Source organism: Amycolatopsis taiwanensis DSM 45107, assembly GCF_000519205.1.
In the GTDB taxonomy this organism is placed as follows: domain Bacteria; phylum Actinomycetota; class Actinomycetes; order Mycobacteriales; family Pseudonocardiaceae; genus Amycolatopsis_E; species Amycolatopsis_E taiwanensis.
Genome location: NZ_JAFB01000048.1, coordinates 1 through 16,114 on the forward strand (window position 1 = coordinate 1; position 16,114 = coordinate 16,114).

At 63.9% G+C, this 16,114-nt stretch carries 13 protein-coding genes and 1 pseudogene; 7 read left to right on the plus strand and 7 right to left on the minus strand.

What is annotated here, in order from left to right:
- Together A3CU_RS0131100 and A3CU_RS0131105 are read left to right on the plus strand one after the other, a co-directional pair.
- A partial coding sequence (locus A3CU_RS0131100; RefSeq protein ID WP_027945362.1) for a transposase family protein occupies positions 1-251 on the plus strand: 251 nt, incomplete at its 5' end.
- A gap of 292 nt (positions 252-543) precedes the next feature.
- Positions 544-933 (plus strand): hypothetical protein, encoded by a 390-nt coding sequence (locus A3CU_RS0131105; RefSeq protein ID WP_027945558.1) that lies wholly within the window; start codon positions 544-546, stop codon positions 931-933.
- 356 nt (positions 934-1,289) lie between these two features.
- Here A3CU_RS0131105 and A3CU_RS54795 read toward each other — a convergent pair whose 3' ends face one another.
- The 3 genes and pseudogenes from A3CU_RS54795 to A3CU_RS47595 all read right to left on the minus strand — a co-directional run.
- A complete protein-coding gene (locus A3CU_RS54795) occupies positions 1,290-1,439 on the minus strand; it encodes a hypothetical protein (protein WP_245617438.1) in 150 nt (49 codons plus the stop codon).
- Positions 1,440-1,539: 100 nt separating this feature from the next.
- Complete coding sequence (locus tag A3CU_RS0131120) at positions 1,540-1,923, minus strand: hypothetical protein (protein WP_156960653.1); 384 nt, start codon at positions 1,921-1,923, stop codon at positions 1,540-1,542.
- Between the two features lie 326 nt (positions 1,924-2,249).
- Positions 2,250-3,011, minus strand: a pseudogene (locus A3CU_RS47595) (IS5 family transposase); the annotation flags it as partial.
- Positions 3,012-3,279: 268 nt separating this feature from the next.
- On the opposite strand from A3CU_RS47595, the gene A3CU_RS50175 reads away from it, so the two are divergent.
- Both A3CU_RS50175 and A3CU_RS50180 read left to right on the plus strand, forming a co-directional pair.
- Positions 3,280-3,720, plus strand: a complete 441-nt coding sequence (locus A3CU_RS50175; RefSeq protein WP_156960654.1) for a hypothetical protein — start codon at positions 3,280-3,282, stop codon at positions 3,718-3,720.
- On the plus strand, positions 3,714-5,129 hold the full coding sequence (locus A3CU_RS50180; RefSeq protein WP_156960655.1) for a hypothetical protein: 1,416 nt from the start codon (positions 3,714-3,716) through the stop codon (positions 5,127-5,129). Before A3CU_RS50175 ends, A3CU_RS50180 begins: the two co-directional genes overlap by 7 nt.
- 918 nt (positions 5,130-6,047) lie before the next feature.
- On the opposite strand, the gene A3CU_RS0131140 is transcribed toward A3CU_RS50180, so the two are convergent.
- Positions 6,048-7,544 carry a HEAT repeat domain-containing protein gene (locus A3CU_RS0131140; RefSeq protein WP_156960656.1) on the minus strand — a complete coding sequence of 499 codons (1,497 nt, stop codon included), beginning with the start codon at positions 7,542-7,544 and terminating at the stop codon, positions 6,048-6,050.
- Between the two features lie 661 nt (positions 7,545-8,205).
- Complete coding sequence (locus A3CU_RS47610) at positions 8,206-10,143, minus strand: vWA domain-containing protein (RefSeq protein ID WP_052372488.1); 1,938 nt, start codon at positions 10,141-10,143, stop codon at positions 8,206-8,208.
- Positions 10,144-10,837: 694 nt separating this feature from the next.
- Here A3CU_RS47610 and A3CU_RS0131160 point away from each other — a divergent pair.
- Complete coding sequence (locus A3CU_RS0131160; protein ID WP_027945564.1) at positions 10,838-11,296, plus strand: SseB family protein; 459 nt, start codon at positions 10,838-10,840, stop codon at positions 11,294-11,296.
- On the opposite strand, the gene A3CU_RS55820 is transcribed toward A3CU_RS0131160, so the two are convergent.
- Positions 11,190-11,537 carry a hypothetical protein gene (locus A3CU_RS55820; RefSeq protein WP_156960660.1) on the minus strand — a complete coding sequence of 116 codons (348 nt, stop codon included), beginning with the start codon at positions 11,535-11,537 and terminating at the stop codon, positions 11,190-11,192. The genes A3CU_RS0131160 and A3CU_RS55820 overlap by 107 nt on opposite strands.
- 245 nt (positions 11,538-11,782) lie before the next feature.
- On the opposite strand from A3CU_RS55820, the gene A3CU_RS0131175 reads away from it, so the two are divergent.
- Positions 11,783-12,358, plus strand: coding sequence for a hypothetical protein (locus A3CU_RS0131175; protein WP_027945565.1), 576 nt, complete (start codon positions 11,783-11,785; stop codon positions 12,356-12,358).
- A 64-nt stretch (positions 12,359-12,422) separates the two neighbouring features.
- Complete coding sequence (locus A3CU_RS47620) at positions 12,423-15,821, plus strand: BTAD domain-containing putative transcriptional regulator (RefSeq protein WP_084144021.1); 3,399 nt, start codon at positions 12,423-12,425, stop codon at positions 15,819-15,821.
- Here A3CU_RS47620 and A3CU_RS0131185 read toward each other — a convergent pair.
- Positions 15,814-16,068, minus strand: a complete 255-nt coding sequence (locus tag A3CU_RS0131185) for a hypothetical protein (RefSeq protein WP_027945566.1) — start codon at positions 16,066-16,068, stop codon at positions 15,814-15,816. The genes A3CU_RS47620 and A3CU_RS0131185 overlap by 8 nt on opposite strands.
- Positions 16,069-16,114: the final 46 nt, after the last annotated feature.

The following is a 16,114-nucleotide window of genomic DNA, read 5'->3' on the forward strand; positions in this document are numbered from 1 at the left end:
GCTACGAAGGCGCGGGGATCGGCGTGCGCACCCCGATCAAACAACCCGCCGGCAACCAGGTACTCGACGTGGACAACCGGACCTACAACGCCCTCCTCCGCGGACTGCGCTGCCTGGGCGAACGCGGCTTCGCCGTCCTCACCGGCCGCTGGCGCGCCCTCCACCACACCACCGCCCACCCCAGCAAGATCGGCAACATCGTCAAAGCCGCCCTCGTCCTCACCCACTACGAACACGGCCGACTCACCTAAAAATCGTTGAGATCACCTCACTGTTCAAATATCGTATCGCGTGTTAATTTGGTGATATAATTGCTGCGTGCGCGATCGGGTCCGACGATGCGGGCGCCGCCCTGAAGGAGAACCTCGCCGCGTACTCCCGAACTCGGTTAAGCTGAAAGATCGGTTCAGCGTGCCATCGTGAGACACCTGAACAAGGCGGATTTCATTCCGATCGAACTCGGTGACCTGACCGCCGGGCAACAGACCCTAATAAGAGAATATATTGCACAGTTCGCGCCACGAGTGTTTATTCTGGAGTGATATGTCCTGGGTTTTCGTTCTTCACACTGGGCGTGCTGACGAGCGCGAGCATATGATGTTCTGGGATTCGGGCCCGGCTCGCTGGGTGATCGAGCAGATCCGTGTCACTGTTACGGACGAGCACCTCAAGGACGGGATCCGCAGGCACCAAGAAAGCGGCGAGCGCATGTTTTCTGTGAGTGACTTCCCGGAACCTCAGATAGCGCAGGAGATTGCCGTCATTCTCGGTCCGTTGCTGTGGGCTGCGCGTCGGGAGTGGTCGCCTGGCAACGACCCCGGCATGACAGACGCGATCGAGGAGCTCGTCGACTTGACGCGCGAGTGGCTAGCCAATGTCAACGACCAACGCCGCGCCGAGGGACGGCCCGAACTCCACCCTTCCCTTGATTAGTGGGGGGCGGCTTATTGGGCGAACCTGCGCATTTGGGAGAGGGAGAAAATTGGGAGAGTCGAATGTCCAGTTGGTGACGTGAACTGCGGTGAACCGACACGAACGGACCCGTTTTATGCAGGGTTTCTCTGTTTCCGCTGGTCAACGGATTATTTGGACCATTCTGGGGGTCAAGGGGTCGCAGGTTCAAATCCTGTCGTCCCGACGGTCGGGAAGGGGTCTCCTGACGTGGGTATCAGCCCAGGTCAGGAGGCTCTTCTTCGTTTTGGTGTCGATCTTGTTCATGATCGTTTCGTGAGGCCCTTGGGGACCATTTGGGGACCAGACCCCGTGAGACGCTGTGAGACGAGCGCTCATCAGACGGCCCGCAGCTGGGGCCCACGTGGGGACCGCAGGTGTTTGGTGAGCAACTCGCCCGCGTCGTTCACGGACTGACGGTCCGGGTGGAGGTAGCGCTGCGTCGTGGTCAACGAACCGTGCCCGGCGATCTTGCGAAGGTGATGCACGGGCCCCCAGCATCGGCCATCCAGGTCAGGCCGGTGTGGCGTAGGTCGTGTCGTCGCAGGTGTTCGTAGCCGAGTTGGCCCACTACGTTGTCCCAGTTGGTCATGAGCATTCCGTTACGTAATCGACTGGGTACAGCGTGGCATCGATCGCAGTTACGTAACCCCAGGTTGCCAAGGCGGCTAGTGCCAGGGCAGCGGCGAACCAGAGCCACATCTTCCAGCCGCGCCGCCACACTCCCATCGCGACGAGCGCCACGACGGCGAAGCTTGGGGGCAGCAGTACGAACTTCAGGGCAAGTTGACTGATGGTCACGAACGGATCGCCGATGACGCCGCCGTTCTCGATCTGGCATAGCCAGAGCCCGTATGGTGCCCGGTACGCCACCAGACCCGCGAAATGCAGCCAAAACGGCCACAAGACGCACGCCACTACCACGGCGACCACGACGCCGGCCCCCACACGTAAATTGGTCCTCGCCACCACCCCAGCCCTCCTCCATTGGTTACCCGAAAGACGCACGAGCGACGCGGCAGTTGCGGGGCCCACATCCCTGCTGACGTGCTGCTGGACATCGCCCGAGGCGCACCCGCCGGACCGGCACGGGATGGCGCGGACGTTCACGGACATCGAGGCTGGCGTCAGGGAGCCTGTCGTCCCAACGGTCATGTAGAAGCCTCCTGACGTGGGGTACAGCACCCAGGTCGGGGGCTTCTTTCGTTTAGCTCTCCGATCATGCGGTTGGTCAACTCGCGGCGGTCTTGGGGACCAGACCTCGTAAGAGCTTGTTCCCAAACCTGGTTCGTTTTGGTGAGGCGGCGGCTGGTGGTTCGGATCATGCTCCAGCGGACCATGGTTTCGTGGTGCTCGGGTAGGCGTTCGTAGTCGCGAACGCAGCGGCGGTGTCTGGCGATCCAGGCCAGTGTTCGTTCGACCACCCATCGCTTGGGCAGGACGACGAATCCGGTGACGTCGTCGGATCGTTTGACGATCTCGAGCGCGATCTTGCAGCGCTGGCGGGTCCACGCGACGAGCTTGCCGGCGTAACCACCGTCGGCCCAGATGTGGCGTACGCGGCGGCAGGTGGCGGCCAGTAATTCAAGCAGAGGCTTGGCGCCGTCGCGGTCCTGGACCGAGGCGGCGGTCACCAGGACACACAACAGCAGACCGAGAGTGTCCACGGCGATATGCCGCTTGCGGCCATTGATCTTCTTGCCCGCGTCATAACCCCGACTGGGCTTGCCGACGGTCTCGGCGGCCTTCACCGACGCCGAGTCGATCACCAAAATATTCTGGTCAACACCGGCCTTCTCCCAGGTCGCGAGGTAGTTGTAGACGGTCGACCATGGCGGGAAGTCCGCGGGCAGCGCGCGCCACTTGTTGCCGTTGTCCACCAGGTAGAAGATCGCGTCCACGATGGCGCGTCGGCAGCGGACCTCCGGTCGTCCTCCAGCCCCGGCAAGCCACGCCGGAACCGGCAACAACCGATCGATCACCGCCCACTGCGCATCGGTGGTGTCGGAGGGATACCGCCGCGGCCGCGGCGAACTCACGCGCCGGTGAAACGGTGCCAGACGGCAACACGCCTTCCCCGAGGCGACATCAACAGGTGTGATACGGCAAGATAGCACCCGAACTCCTGGTACAGCGGCGATTCGACACCGACTGCTCTACCAGGAGTTCCTTCACGACCAGCGCAGACACACCCAACCAAGATCAGGTTTAGGAACAGGCTCTAAGGGGCGCCGGTGGAAGGCTGCTGCGGAGAACTGGGACAGCCCGTTCATTGTCACGACCACGGTGCAACTGTTCGACTCGCTATTCGGGCGTAAGCCGTCACAGATGCGCAAGGTCCATCGTCTGGCCAACGCAGTGGTGATTCTGGACGAGGTGCAAGCGCTGCCGCTACGGGTGTTGGTGCCTATTCTGAACGCGCTTCGGGTGCTCTCCGAGCAGTTCGGGACGACGGTGCTGCTCACATCGGCTACGCAGCCCACGTTCGAACATTTGCAGGTGTGGCAGGACCTGAACGTGACCGAGGTCGTCGCTGACCCGGTCACGCTGTTTAAGCAGCTGCGTCGTGTTGAGTATGAGTGGTGGCTGGAGCCGAAACCGACCTTGGCCGAGGTGGCGGAGTCGGCAGCCGAATACGAGCAGGTTCTGGTCGTGGTCAACACGATCGCGGACGCACGTGCGGTTTACCGGGACTGGGCGGCACGAGACCCCGACTGTGCGTGGCATTTGTCCACCCGGATGTGCGCTCGCACCGTGGCAAAGTGTTGAAACAGGTCCGGGAGAGGTTGCGGCGTAAGCAGCGTGTCCGCCTGGTGTCGACGCAGCTCATTGAGGCTGGTGTAGACGTGGATTTCCCGGCGGTGTATCGGGCGATGGCTCCGGCGGAATCCCTGCAACAGGCGGCGGGGCGTGCGAACCGGGAAGGCCGTCTCCCCGGCTTGGGCAGGGTGGTGGTGTTCGACGCCAGCGACATGTCCTCGCCGGCGGGCTACCGCATCGGAACCGGCGCGACGCACACCCACTTCGGTCCGGGCCCGGACGGCGTAGTGGACCCCGATGACTTGCCCGCTTTGTCGGCGTATTACCGCACGCTCTACCAGCGTTCCAACGCCGACAACGGTGAACGCGGGGTGGAAATCCAGCGCAACCGGGCAAAGTTCGATTTCCAGGCTGTCACCGATGGGCCCTTCCGTTCCTACCGCGACGGTCCGCCGCATCGGGACCGATCGCTGGCGTTCCGCATGCTCGACGACACCGTGTCGATGATCGCCACCGGTTACGACGCGCGCGCGACTGAATTGCTCGCGCAGCTGCGATCAGATTCTGGGGATGCAGGCCGTGTGCTTCGTGAACTACAGCCTTTCTTGGTCGCTCTTCCCAAACGCGTGCTCAGCGACCCCGCAGTCGCCAGCCTATGCGCGCCGGTCATCGGCGACTTGTACGAGTGGCAGGGCGACTACCACGACGCGTACGGCATCGCCGAGCACACTCATCAGTTTGCTCGTCCCGAGGGCGATGACTGGAGCGAGGCCCTCGAATTCGCGGGCAAGGTGACGCGGCTGGAACTGGAGCGTTGTGAGAAGATGGTCTTGAAGGCCGAAGAGGATGGTGAATGGCTGCCCATCCTCCACACCTACGACGGTCCGTTGAAACTCTACGCTTCCCTGCCGCTGGTGGACGGCAGGCTATACCTCGGGTTCGCCATGACAACGATCACGCCCACCGGCCGAATTGGCATGTCTCACATGCTGCGAGACACGTTTGAGGAGATGAGCGAGGACGAGTTCGTGGAGCTGGCGGACGAAGCATGCGGCAACCTCAAACGCGGACTCTCCTTTACGGGATATACGGTCGAGGAGAAGGGGCTCCTGCTCACGCTGGAGCGCGGCGACGACAACCTGTGTGCCGGGTCCGCGATCGTGCTGGACGACTTCCACGAGCGCGCCGCCAGGCATGTGGGCGAGGACAAGCTGGTCGTGGGGCTGATCAGCCCGGACCATATCTGCATAGCGGGCGCGAGTTCGGGCTGGAGTGAGGAGATTAAGGACTGGGTGCCCACCTCTCCCGATACGAGCGGCGACCTGGTTCCCTGCGTCTTACTGATCGACGGTTCCGAAAGCATGGAAATCATCGCCGAATGTCCCACCGGACGAGCGCCCGCGAACACACCCGAGTGAGCAGAGTGTGAGGGGCCAGAAAGTTTTCGGACAGTGAGAATTAGATTTTTTTAGGCTGTCTTACTCTGCTCGATCCATTCGGATTCTACCTCATTTCGGCGTGCGATAGCCAATTGTCGAGTGGGGTCGTATCCGATTGTACGGAAATTCGATATACCGGGTGATGTCGGTCTGCGCATGCTTCCCTGGTAGGGTATTGTGTGCGGTAGACTCGTTCGGTCTTTAGCGCTCCATTGAACGATTCTGCGCATTAGTGTGTCCTGAAGGGAGCTGGTTGTGGTTATGTTGTAGAAGGCAGAATGATTGCAGTGACCGTGCGGTTTCACCACGAACTGCTGTGGTGAATGAGTCGTGATGGTGAGCGTGCGTGGAAAAGCCGTCGTGAGAGGCGGCAGGTATGAGCCAAGAAGGCGAACGAGAGTGAACCGTTGACGACGTGTCATTAAGCCAGGTGGCATCAAAATCAGGGCCTTAAATGCTGTCCTGACATAACCCAGAGGGAAACCTGTCTATGCTCTGGCGGTGCCCGGCATGAAGATGGCGCGAGCTTGGTTTGGGCTCTGCAATGGAACAGGAGAACTCTTCGGCGTGATACGGGTTCCCGTGAATTGGAACGGGACCCACCGGGGAGGCCGGCGAGTGGCTAATCCGCGAGCCGCAGAGTACCGGACGCGTGCCAGGAGAGCGGAACGTCTTGTAGTAGTGATGAAGTGCCTGTAATAGGCGTCGAGCGAAGAGGACGTGCTGTCGAGCGTCGTCCAGTGATCAACCAGAAATGGGAGGAATTGTGTGGGCAAAACAAGATCAGTGACCTCACTATCACGTCGCCCTTGAATCCGGTTCTCTTGATGGACGTTGGCCCCAACATTCCGAACATTCTGTCCTCTGGTTGGCTTTCTCGTACCCGCTTCACCTCCACTACAGCGTGAACGCGCCGCTGTGGCCGTTGAGGCGGCCGCATGCGGTGAGCGCCAGCAGGCCATGTCCGGCGACACTCGTTGCGGGGCCGAGTTGCCCGAGGTCGATGGAAGTGTGCCGGGCGACAACCGTGGCATTGCGCAGATCGGGCACTTCGATGCCCAGTTTGGCGAGACGGACCATGACTTCGTCGCCCCGCTCGCTCCAGGCGTCGTCGTCCTTGATGCTGTACATGGTCGCCCGGATGTCCCGCGCGAGATCAGGCGGTGCATATTTGTCGAGCACATCGAAGATCCCACCACCGGTGTGCGGGCGGAGCCCGGTCTCAGCGGGAAGCGGGTCTCCTGCTTCGACCTCGCCCTCATCGAGGCTGTGGTGGTAGTAACGCACCAGTGTGCCGTTCTCGGCCAGGCACCAGGCTGTCCAATCCTCGGATGTCATGTTCACGTACCAGTACACGGCGGAACCCAGTCGCCTGCTCAGTTCGATACAGCGATGCTGCCAAACCTCGTGCGGGTACGCCGATGACTCATCGCCAGATTTATCGGCTTCGCCCGAGCGGTGCGCGGCGAGCTCGTTTTGGGCGACCGGCGTACCGAACACGAGCGTCCACCCATCCAGGACCGGTGACACGAAAACCTTGGCGCACCACTCGTGGTCACTGTGCGGCCCCCAGCTCCGACGCCACGGATGCTCCCGGGGCCGGACGAGCGCAGCACCAGCGCGCATTGTGATCGGCACCGGGTCAGACAGATCGAATGCGTCCAGCACTGTCTGGCGGTCGCTGGTGCGGACCGCGTACCACTCCCCATCGGGTTCGATCGACTCCGGAACCTCGGACGCCTGTTTGTGGGCGACCAGCCGTTCCAGCGCCCGCCGATCGGCGGGATCGATCGTGTCCCACCCGATCCCGGCGAGCGCGGTCAGCGCGGCGCGCCGCTCCGGCACAGGCGACCGCCGCACCTGTTGCAGCACGGGCACGGTGTCACGGCCCAGGTTGATCAGCACCGTGACCGTCTCCCGCTGCACCTCCGGGTCGGGGTCGGCCAGCAGCGTGGTCAGGACGCGCACGAAGGGCAGAAACGGTTCGGGACCGGTATATCCGAGTGCGAAAACGGATCTGCGCCGTTCATCGGCATCCGGTGACCGCAGGCTCAGAACCCGGTCGCGGATCTTCTTGGTCATCGTCTCGAATCCGAGCAGCATCCCTGCGCGGGCCGCCGCATCCTGGCCGCCAATCGCGATGACGTCGACGAGTTCGCCATAGGCCGCCACGGCTGCCTGACGTAGTACCGCTTCCGCCGCAGGCCACTCCGAGCGGTGTTCCGCGTCGAGCAACGTGTCTGAGGCATTTCGCAACGTCAGGAAATCCATGCCAAGAATACTACGGACACCGCCTGTCGGCGGGCACGCCGGTACCACGCCCGCCCGGCAATTCAGATTGAACGCGACTGCGACCATCAGGCCCCTGACCGAGCCGAATCCGGACAATTCCACAGTGGCCGAAAGTCGCCGATGACGACAGGTGCGAAATCCGGGCCGCTTTCATCGACGAGTGGTGCACACGGGCATACTCGCGTCGAAGAACAATTCCCGCAGAAAGGAGGTCCCATCGGCGCCCGCCAGAAGCACGACGGCCATCATGCCGAGGTTGCAGTGCTTCCACTTCGACTTGTCCAGATCACAACAGGCCAGACGTTCGCGTTGGCCTCCTCGGTCAACCATCCGCAGTTTAGAGGTCGGCAGTAGATCCAGTCACCATTGCCGTCGGGTGTCCGAGAGGTGGCCGCGCTCCGTCCAGGTAATGAGAAGGTAGTCAGGGACGCGGGGAAGGGACTGGGGGCCCGCGTCCCTGACTTCTGGGGGACCACCCGCTAGGGGAGGTTTCTGAGTTTGATTGTGCAGGCCTCCGCTGGCATCTTGCTGTTATGAAAAGGTCCGCGGAAACCGTGCATTCACGCTCTGGTGCGGGAGTAGTGCGGGTTGTGCGTTGTGCGTATTACACAACCGGTACCTGAATAAGGAAGACCTCCGGTGTGGTACGGGGGTTGTCTCCTGACAATCGCCATGCCAACCGGAGGTCTTCGTGTCGTCGTGGGCCGGCGAACGGCGTTCGACGACTCTGTCGCAGACCGGCTACCGCCAGATAGCAGCGAATCTAGAGATACGGGTTATAGGTATTATTCCGCGCGATGCGAGTGCGCCGACGTGCCAGCACGATGGAGACAGTCGCGACAATCGCAATGAGCACGACAGCGCCGATGATCCAGAGGTAAGCCGGGAACGAGGAGTCGGCACGGTTCGCCACGACAGGCGACTGGGTGCCCTTGCCCTTGGTACCCGTGTCGCCGGCGCTGGGTACGCTCCCTGCCTGGCCATTCGGTGCGGTTTGATACTGCGGACCGTCGTGCGACTGTCCGGTCAATGATATGTCCAGGGTCAGCGGGACGACGTTTCCGAACGAGTGGTCCGGGTCCCCGTCGTCCTTTCCGAGATTCACCCCGATATAGTAGTCGCCGGCCAGACTTTGACTGGCGATCTCCGCAGCGGAGTCCTCACGGTTTCGATATTCGACCGGAACCGGTTTGCCAGAACTGCTGTCGGACGGCAAGACCACTTCGTGGCCGCCGTACACCGCGTTGTCTCGGCTGACGGTTTGTCGGTCTGGTGAGTAGACCGTGGAGTTCATGGCCGCTATGACGGACTCGTCGCTGATTCCGCCATAGTGAACCCTCGCCACCAGAGCCTGTCCCCATTCGACGTGAACCTTGTAGAAGACATATTCACCGAACTGAATCGCGTCCGTATAGTGCCCGGCGCCGGGCAGCGCCGCGGCTGTGCCGAAGGTGGCGCCACCGACAACCGAAGATGGCTGGCCACCGGGGTCGACATAATGTGCGACTGTGGTCGTGGGGCCGGGCAGACTGGCCGCATCGACCGGCGGTTCGAAGCCAACGACGAGTTCGAGTGGAAGAGTGATCGGTTGTCCATCGCTTCCCCGCTTGACGGACAATACGTACCTGCCTGACTCCTGGCACTGTGTGGACAGATCTGGGTCGCTGGTGTCGAAGGTCTTGACGGCGGTGAGCGGCGCCGCGTCTGAGGCGTTCTCGCTTACTCGCGTGTCATCACCGGAACACTGCTCTCCAGCCGAGTCGAACAGTGCGAGGTGGAGCGCTTCCACCGTGCCGTGGACTCCTCGTTGGCCCGGAGTGGTCGCGCTGAAGTGCAGTGTCGATCCCTTGGGAAGGTTTACGGAGTAGTACCGTTCCTGGTCAGGCGCTATGGTGTCGAGATATTGCCCTGCCTGCAGTTGCGGCGCGTTCGAAGGACCACTGCTACCTGTTACCGGGATGCCGGCAGGTTCGTAGTTGCGTAGCGCACTCGCTGTCACTCGTGGCAGAACCTGCTCGAGGGTTTTGGAGTCCGGCGCGTCGGTATAGGTGCCGCCGGTGCTGTTCGCGATGCAGGTGAGTTGCCCGCGTGCCTGCTCATCGACGCCAAGCCCGACAGCGTGCACAACGAGATCAAGACCTTGTCCCGACAAATTCTTTGCCGTCTCGCACGGATCAGGCGGAGCACAGGTGTCGACACCGTCGGAAACCAGAACAATGGAGCGCGGCCCCTCCCTGGGCAGCGCGTCGGCCGCCACCTGCAACGCGCGGCCTATCGGCGTGTAACCACGTGCCGTGATTCCTGTCACGGCATTCTTGATGCCGGTCTTGTTGACCGGTCCCGGCGGCTGCAGGACCTTCACATCCTGGCAACCCGCGGCTTTCTCCGCATCGCTCGAGCCGGTACTGGTTCCATACACGGCCATGCCGACCTGCGCGGCGTCCGGCATGGCGTCGACAACCGTGTTCACCGCGCGTTTCGCGGCGTCCATGCGTGTGCCGTTCGCATCGCGCTGGCCCATGGAACCGGACGCGTCGAGAATCAGCATCGTGGGCGCATACGGTTTTCGCGACGACGTCTGCTGGGCCTGATGTTCATGACCGAAGTCGGCGGCCGATGCATTCAACGGCACCAGGACGAAGGGCACGGAAATGGCCGCCGCGCACACCCGGCGTAATGTTGGTTTGATTTTGAATCGCATGATTGTTCCGATCCACTGGGCAGGCGTTCAGTTCCCCAGTACGTAGCGTTCGTGATCAGATCGTGATGTTATCCAGAATATCACGCGTGCCCTACTGACGTCTGTTTTGCAGTATGCGATGGGTCTTCCGAATGGACGGAACGCGTGAAACGCCAGGCGCCGCGGAAATTCGATCCGAATTCAGTGCCCACCGAGCGCTTTGGATTGCTCGGGAAGATAGGATCTCGGGCCGGGGCCGCCGGCCACAACCGGTCCGCCGGGCGTCTCAACCTCCCAAGTGGACGATTCGGGTGCGGGTTGCTGCGGAGCTCGGGTGGTCCGGTCCGCCTGGACCTGTGACGCCGCGTGGTGGTCGGCGGCCTCGGGCGTTCCGCGACCAGGCAGGGTGATCGGAGCCGCGGTTTCGTCTGGCGCCGGAGCGAATCGTCCTGCCAGCACCGGTGCGGTGCCGGTCGGTGCGCCCGTGGCGAATTCCGAGGTGGGCCGCTCGCTGCGCTCCGCGAGTCGCGCTTGGCGCCGTTCCGCGCGTAGCTCACTGTCGGTTTTGGACTGACCGTCCCGGTGCTTGTTGGACAGCACCGGTGAAGTCCCTTTCGAGGTGGCCGGCGGGGCCTCCTTGGGGCCGCCTGGCCGACAGGTTTAGGAACAAGCTCTAAAGTCTCGACCAAAAGGTACTCCAGAACGGTCGCAGCGAGTGGACAGTGGATGGAAGCCGGCCAACGAGATCGAGCGTGACCTCGCGCTCGCGGTGAATGCGGGAGACACGCGTGAGTACGCACGGAAGGTGTTGTCGGCCGAGCTGTTTCTGCCGGTGCCGCCCGAAGAAGACGACGCCAGGACCGAACTGGCGCGGGAACTGGGGCTGGAGTTCGATCACGTGCTCGCCTTCACCTCACTCGCCGGAATGTCCACTGTGCTCGGTGAGCGGGTCCGCGAGTACCACAAGGGAGACTTCGCGACACTGGCCCGGTTCTGGCCGAACCCCGGCGTGGTGCTCGCGCTCAACCCCGGCCTGCCGATCAATGCGTCCCTCCCATTGAACGTGCTCACCGGACTCGCCGACGGCGACGAGTCGCTGGTCGGCTCCGACGATGTCCGCGCAGTGCTGAACGACGAGGTGGACAACCAGATCCGGCGTCGTCGCCCCAGTTGATGCTCCGTTGCAGCTTTCGCAGCTCTTTGTGCCGTTCACGGGCCATGTCACGGGTGTTGGCGAGGATTTGGCGGCCCTCTTCCGGCTCGACAGCACCGAGGAAGGCGACGCGTAGCGGCAGGTCGTCGCGTCGGGCCTTGGGGTTGGGCGGTTCGAGCAGCCAGCGGCGCAGCTCGGCGCGGCCCGCGTCGGTGATGGCGTATTCCTTGCGGCTGCGTGGTCCCTCGGCGCTGATGGTGATGAGCTAGGCCTCGGCGAGTTTGCCCAGCTCGGTGTAGACCTGGCTCTGCGTGGGCGGCCAGACGTTGGCCAGTGAAAGGTCGAACACCGGATCAGGTCCCAGCCGCAGCCCGGTTCGTCGCTGAGCAGGCCAAGCAGCGAGTGTCTGAGGCTCATGCTCACATCTTACATTCCAGACTTGACATGTCTACCTTGGAACTTCTAGTTTTGACCTGTCGTCGTTGGAACGTCGCCCTGGGAGAACTCGTGAAATTTCTGTTGACCTTCCTGCCCTGGATCGTCTTCGCCGTGGCCGGCACGCAGCTCGACTGGCGCTACGCCGGGCTGATCGGTCTTGGACTGGCCACCATCTTGTTCGTGGTCGAGCGCATCAAGCGCAACCCATTGGACTCACTGGTGATCGAGATGAGCAGCATCATCTACTTCGCCGCGATCACCATCTTCGCGTTCGCGGACCCGTCATCGCCACTGCGCACCATCCTGGTCGGGCTGGCCTCGGCCTGGCTGGCACTGACGGCCTGGGGCTCGCTCGCCGTCGGCGCGCCGTTCACCCTCGGCATCGCGAAGCGCGTGGTCGAACGCGAAGCCTGGGACCACCCGCTGTTCCGCCGGACCAACGTCGTGATCACCACGGTCTGGGCCACGAGCTTCACCGTGGAGGCGATCGCGCTGACGATGCTGCTCGCTTTCGCACCGCACGCGAGCGTCGCCACGGTTATCATCAAGATCGCCGCCTTCGCCGTGCCAGTGACCTTCACCATGCGCTACAGCGCTCTCGCTGAAGTCCGTGCCCAGCGCCTCGCCGCCCAGGGGCTCCTGTGACTTCCATCCACCCGCAGGGCAACTACGGCCTCGTCGCCGGAACTGTTCTGGGTTGGGAACTGTTGTGAATACAGGCGATCAGGGCCAACTGGGCGCACGTGTCCGGCGATTTCGGCGCAGCGCCGGGCTGACCCAGCAGGAAGCGGCGGAGCTGGCTGGGCTGAGTGTGGGAGCCCTGCGCGATATCGAGCAGGGGCGGGTCCTGCGGCCGCGCGGCTCGACCTTGCGCCGGCTTGGCGCGGCGCTGGAGCTGGCGCGGGCCGAGCTCGCCGAGCTGACTCGCGAAGCGAATGAGGGCTCCGCCGTCGGCGTGCGGATCGAGGTGCTCGGGCCGTTGCGCGTGGTCGTGCGCGGCGAGCCGGTTGATCTGGGATCGGAGAAGCAAAGTGCCATTCTCGGACTGTTGGCCTTGTCGCCGAACCTCCCGGTGAGCCGTAACGCCCTCCTCGACGTGGTGTGGGGCGACCACCCCGCCGACCGCGCGATCGACTCACTGCACTCGCAAGTTTCCCGGCTGCGCCGGCGGCTGCAGCCCGACGGACCGGACTCCGACTCGTCGGGAGTGCTGGTCGCCAGTGGCGGTGGTTACCAATTGACGGTGACCGACGGCCAGCATGACCTGCTCACTTTCCACCAGCTCGTTGCGCAGGCGCGGTGCATGCGGGAGGAGGGCGAGCCGAACGAAGCCTGCCGTCTGTTCGCCGAGGCGGTGGCGCTGTGGCGGGGCGAGCCGCTCGCCGAGCTGTCCGCGCTGCAGTCACATCCAATGGTTGTCGCGCTCGTCCGCGAACACCGGCAGGTCGTGGTGGAGTACGCCGAGATCGCAAGTGAAGTGGGGCGCTACCACGACGTCCTGCCACTGCTGCAGCAACTGGCCGAGCTCGACCCCGTGCACGAAGCGGTGCACGCGCAGCTGATGATCGCGCTGGCCGGCAGTGGCCAGCAGGCCGCCGCGCTGAATGTCTTCGACTCGCTGCGCCGGAGGCTGGCGGACGAACTCGGCGCGGATCCCGGGGTCGAGCTGACCACCGCCTACCAGCGCGTGCTCCGCCAGGAGGTGTCCCGGCCGGATTGCGCTCCCGTCGCCGCCCATCGCCAGCTGCCACCCGACATCGTCGACTTCAGTGGCCGTACCGAACAGCTGCGGGAATTGCGGTCCTCCCCGGAAGGCGACCTGCCCGCGCTCACGATGATCGAGGGGATGGGCGGCGTCGGCAAGACCCGGCTCGCCGTGCATCTCGCGCACCGGCTGCTCGCCGCCGGCCATTACTCCGACGCCCAGCTCTATGTGGATCTGCGGGGGTACTCGACCAAACCACCCGCCGATCCGGCGGCCGTGTTGGCCTCGTTCCTGCGCCTGTTCGGCGTCCCCAGCGACCAGATCCCGCCTGGCCTCGACGAGCGAGCCGCCATGTATCGCGATCGTATGTACGACAAGAACGTGTTGGTGCTGCTGGACAACGCGGCGAGCGAGGACCAGGTGCTGCCACTGCTGCCCACCGGATCAAGGAACGCGGTGCTGATCACGAGCCGCCGCGCGATGGCTCTTGACGGCTCCCGCACGCTGTCGCTGGACGTGTTTACCACCGAAGAAGCGCGGGAGCTGCTGATCCGGGTGGTAGGGGCCAGCCGGGTGGATGCGGAACCGGTGGCGGCCGCCCGGGTGGTGGAACTGTGCGGCCGGCTGCCGCTGGCCGTCGCGCTCGTCGCCCGGCGCTTGCAGTCCCGGTCGGCATGGACGTTCGCCGCGCTGGCCGACCGGCTCGCGCAGGCCGAGAATCGACTGAGTGAACTGGCCGCGGGGAGCCGGCGACTGCGCGCCGTGTTCGACCTTTCCTACCAGGCACTGTGCCCCATTGAGCAGCGGATGTTCCGGTTGCTCGGACTGCATCCCGGCGACGACTTCACCGCCGACTCCGCCGCGACGCTGGCCGGGCTCGCCCCCGGTGAAGCGCAGGTGCTGGACCGCCTCGTGGACGAGCACTTGGTGATCCAGGTGACCGAGCAGCGCTACCGGTTGCACAACCTGGTTGCGGAGTATGCGCGCAGTTTGGTCATGGACGGCGAGTCGGAGTCGTCGCGCCGGACAGCGCTGACCCGCCTGCTCGACTTCTACCTGCATGCGGCGGCCCGCGCGACCCAACTGATCCACTCGTACCAGGAGCCCTTGGAGCTCGTGGGTGCGGAGCCCAAGTACCTGCCCGAGCTGAAGGACCGGGAGGGCGCGAAGCAATGGCTCGACGGCAACCGCGCGAACCTCGTCACGGCTGGAACCCTCGCGGCCGAACAGGGATGGCCGGTACATGCGTGGCAGCTGACCCGGACGTTGCGGAAGTACTTGGATCTCTACGGCTGCGGTGAAGCAGATTACGACTGGGTGCGCGTCAACGAGGCAGCACTCGCGGCGGCCGTGGCCGCGGACGACTCGGTCGGCGCCGTGCTCACCCGGAACCAGCTGGCCAGGGCGTACCTCAACCATGGACGTGTCAAGGACGCCCGCGAGCAGCTGCGGCTGGCGCGGGACTTCCGCCGCGACGCGGGACACCGCTCGTTCGAGATCGACACGCTTCTGTTGCTGGCGATGCTCAGCTACCAGGTGGGCGACTTCTCGGTATCACGCAAGTACGGTCGCAGCGCACTTGAGCTGGCCATCGGGCACGATCCCCACGCCGAATGCGTGATACGCGCCATGGGCGGCTACGTGCTGGGCGTGCTCGGCCACTACGACCTGGCGCTGAACCATCTCCGGCGTGGGCTCGATTTGTCCGGCCAGATTGGCGACTGGGACGGGAGCATCTATGCACTCGCCGGTATCGGCGACGTCTGTCGGCGGCTGGGCCACTACTCCGAGGCAATCCAATACCTGGAAGCCGCGCTGACCCTGACCACGGAAGAGCAACTGATCGGGCGGCTGGCGGTTCCGCGGCATCGCCTCGGCAAGGTGTACCGAGATCTGGGCCGCCATCGCCAAGCGCTGGAGAACTTCGCTGAGGCGCTCAGGGTAGGGCGCCTGACCCGGGACCAGGCACTCGTCTGCGAGGCGTTGATTGATTTCGGTGCGACGCACCGGGACACCGGCAACCTGCAGACCGCCCACGATCTTCTCGACCAGGGTCTGCGGTTGGCCATCAGCCGCAACCAGCGGTACCAGGAGGCTCGTGCGCTCTCTGAACTGGGGGAGTTGCACGACCGCGCCGGCCGGTCCGCGCTGGCGGAGAGCCAGCGGCGGCGGGCGTACGACCTGTTCGAGGAACTGGGCGCCCCTGAGACGCCCAGATGCGCGACCTCATCGCGTAACTCGGGCCCCGGCGGAAAGCACCTTCCGGCGCTGCCGATCTTGGTTCCCGGCGGGTCCGGGAGTTTCCTTGTGTTCACGTGGGTTTCTCCGCTGTTGGTCAAGCAGCGCCATGACTGCTCGTCTCCCGTTTTGAATAATGCTCAAACTAAAACAGAGGTCATTTGACTGACAGCGGCTCGATGAGCGGGAGGATTCCTTCGGCCTGCGGAGTGCCGAGTTGCACGAACAACTCGTGTGCCTGCCGCCAATGGCTCCGCGCGAGTTCGGCTCGCCCCGCGCACCGGTGCAACTCGGGGAGTTCGTGGAGGGAGCGCGCCTCGTAGTACCGCTCGCCCCGCCTGACCGCCAGTCTGCGCCCTTGCTCCAGAAGGTCGTAGGCCATGGCGAGACTGCCGAGGTCGCGGTAGGCCACGCCCAGCTCGATCAGTACCTCGCTCTCCGCGACCGGCCCACCGGTG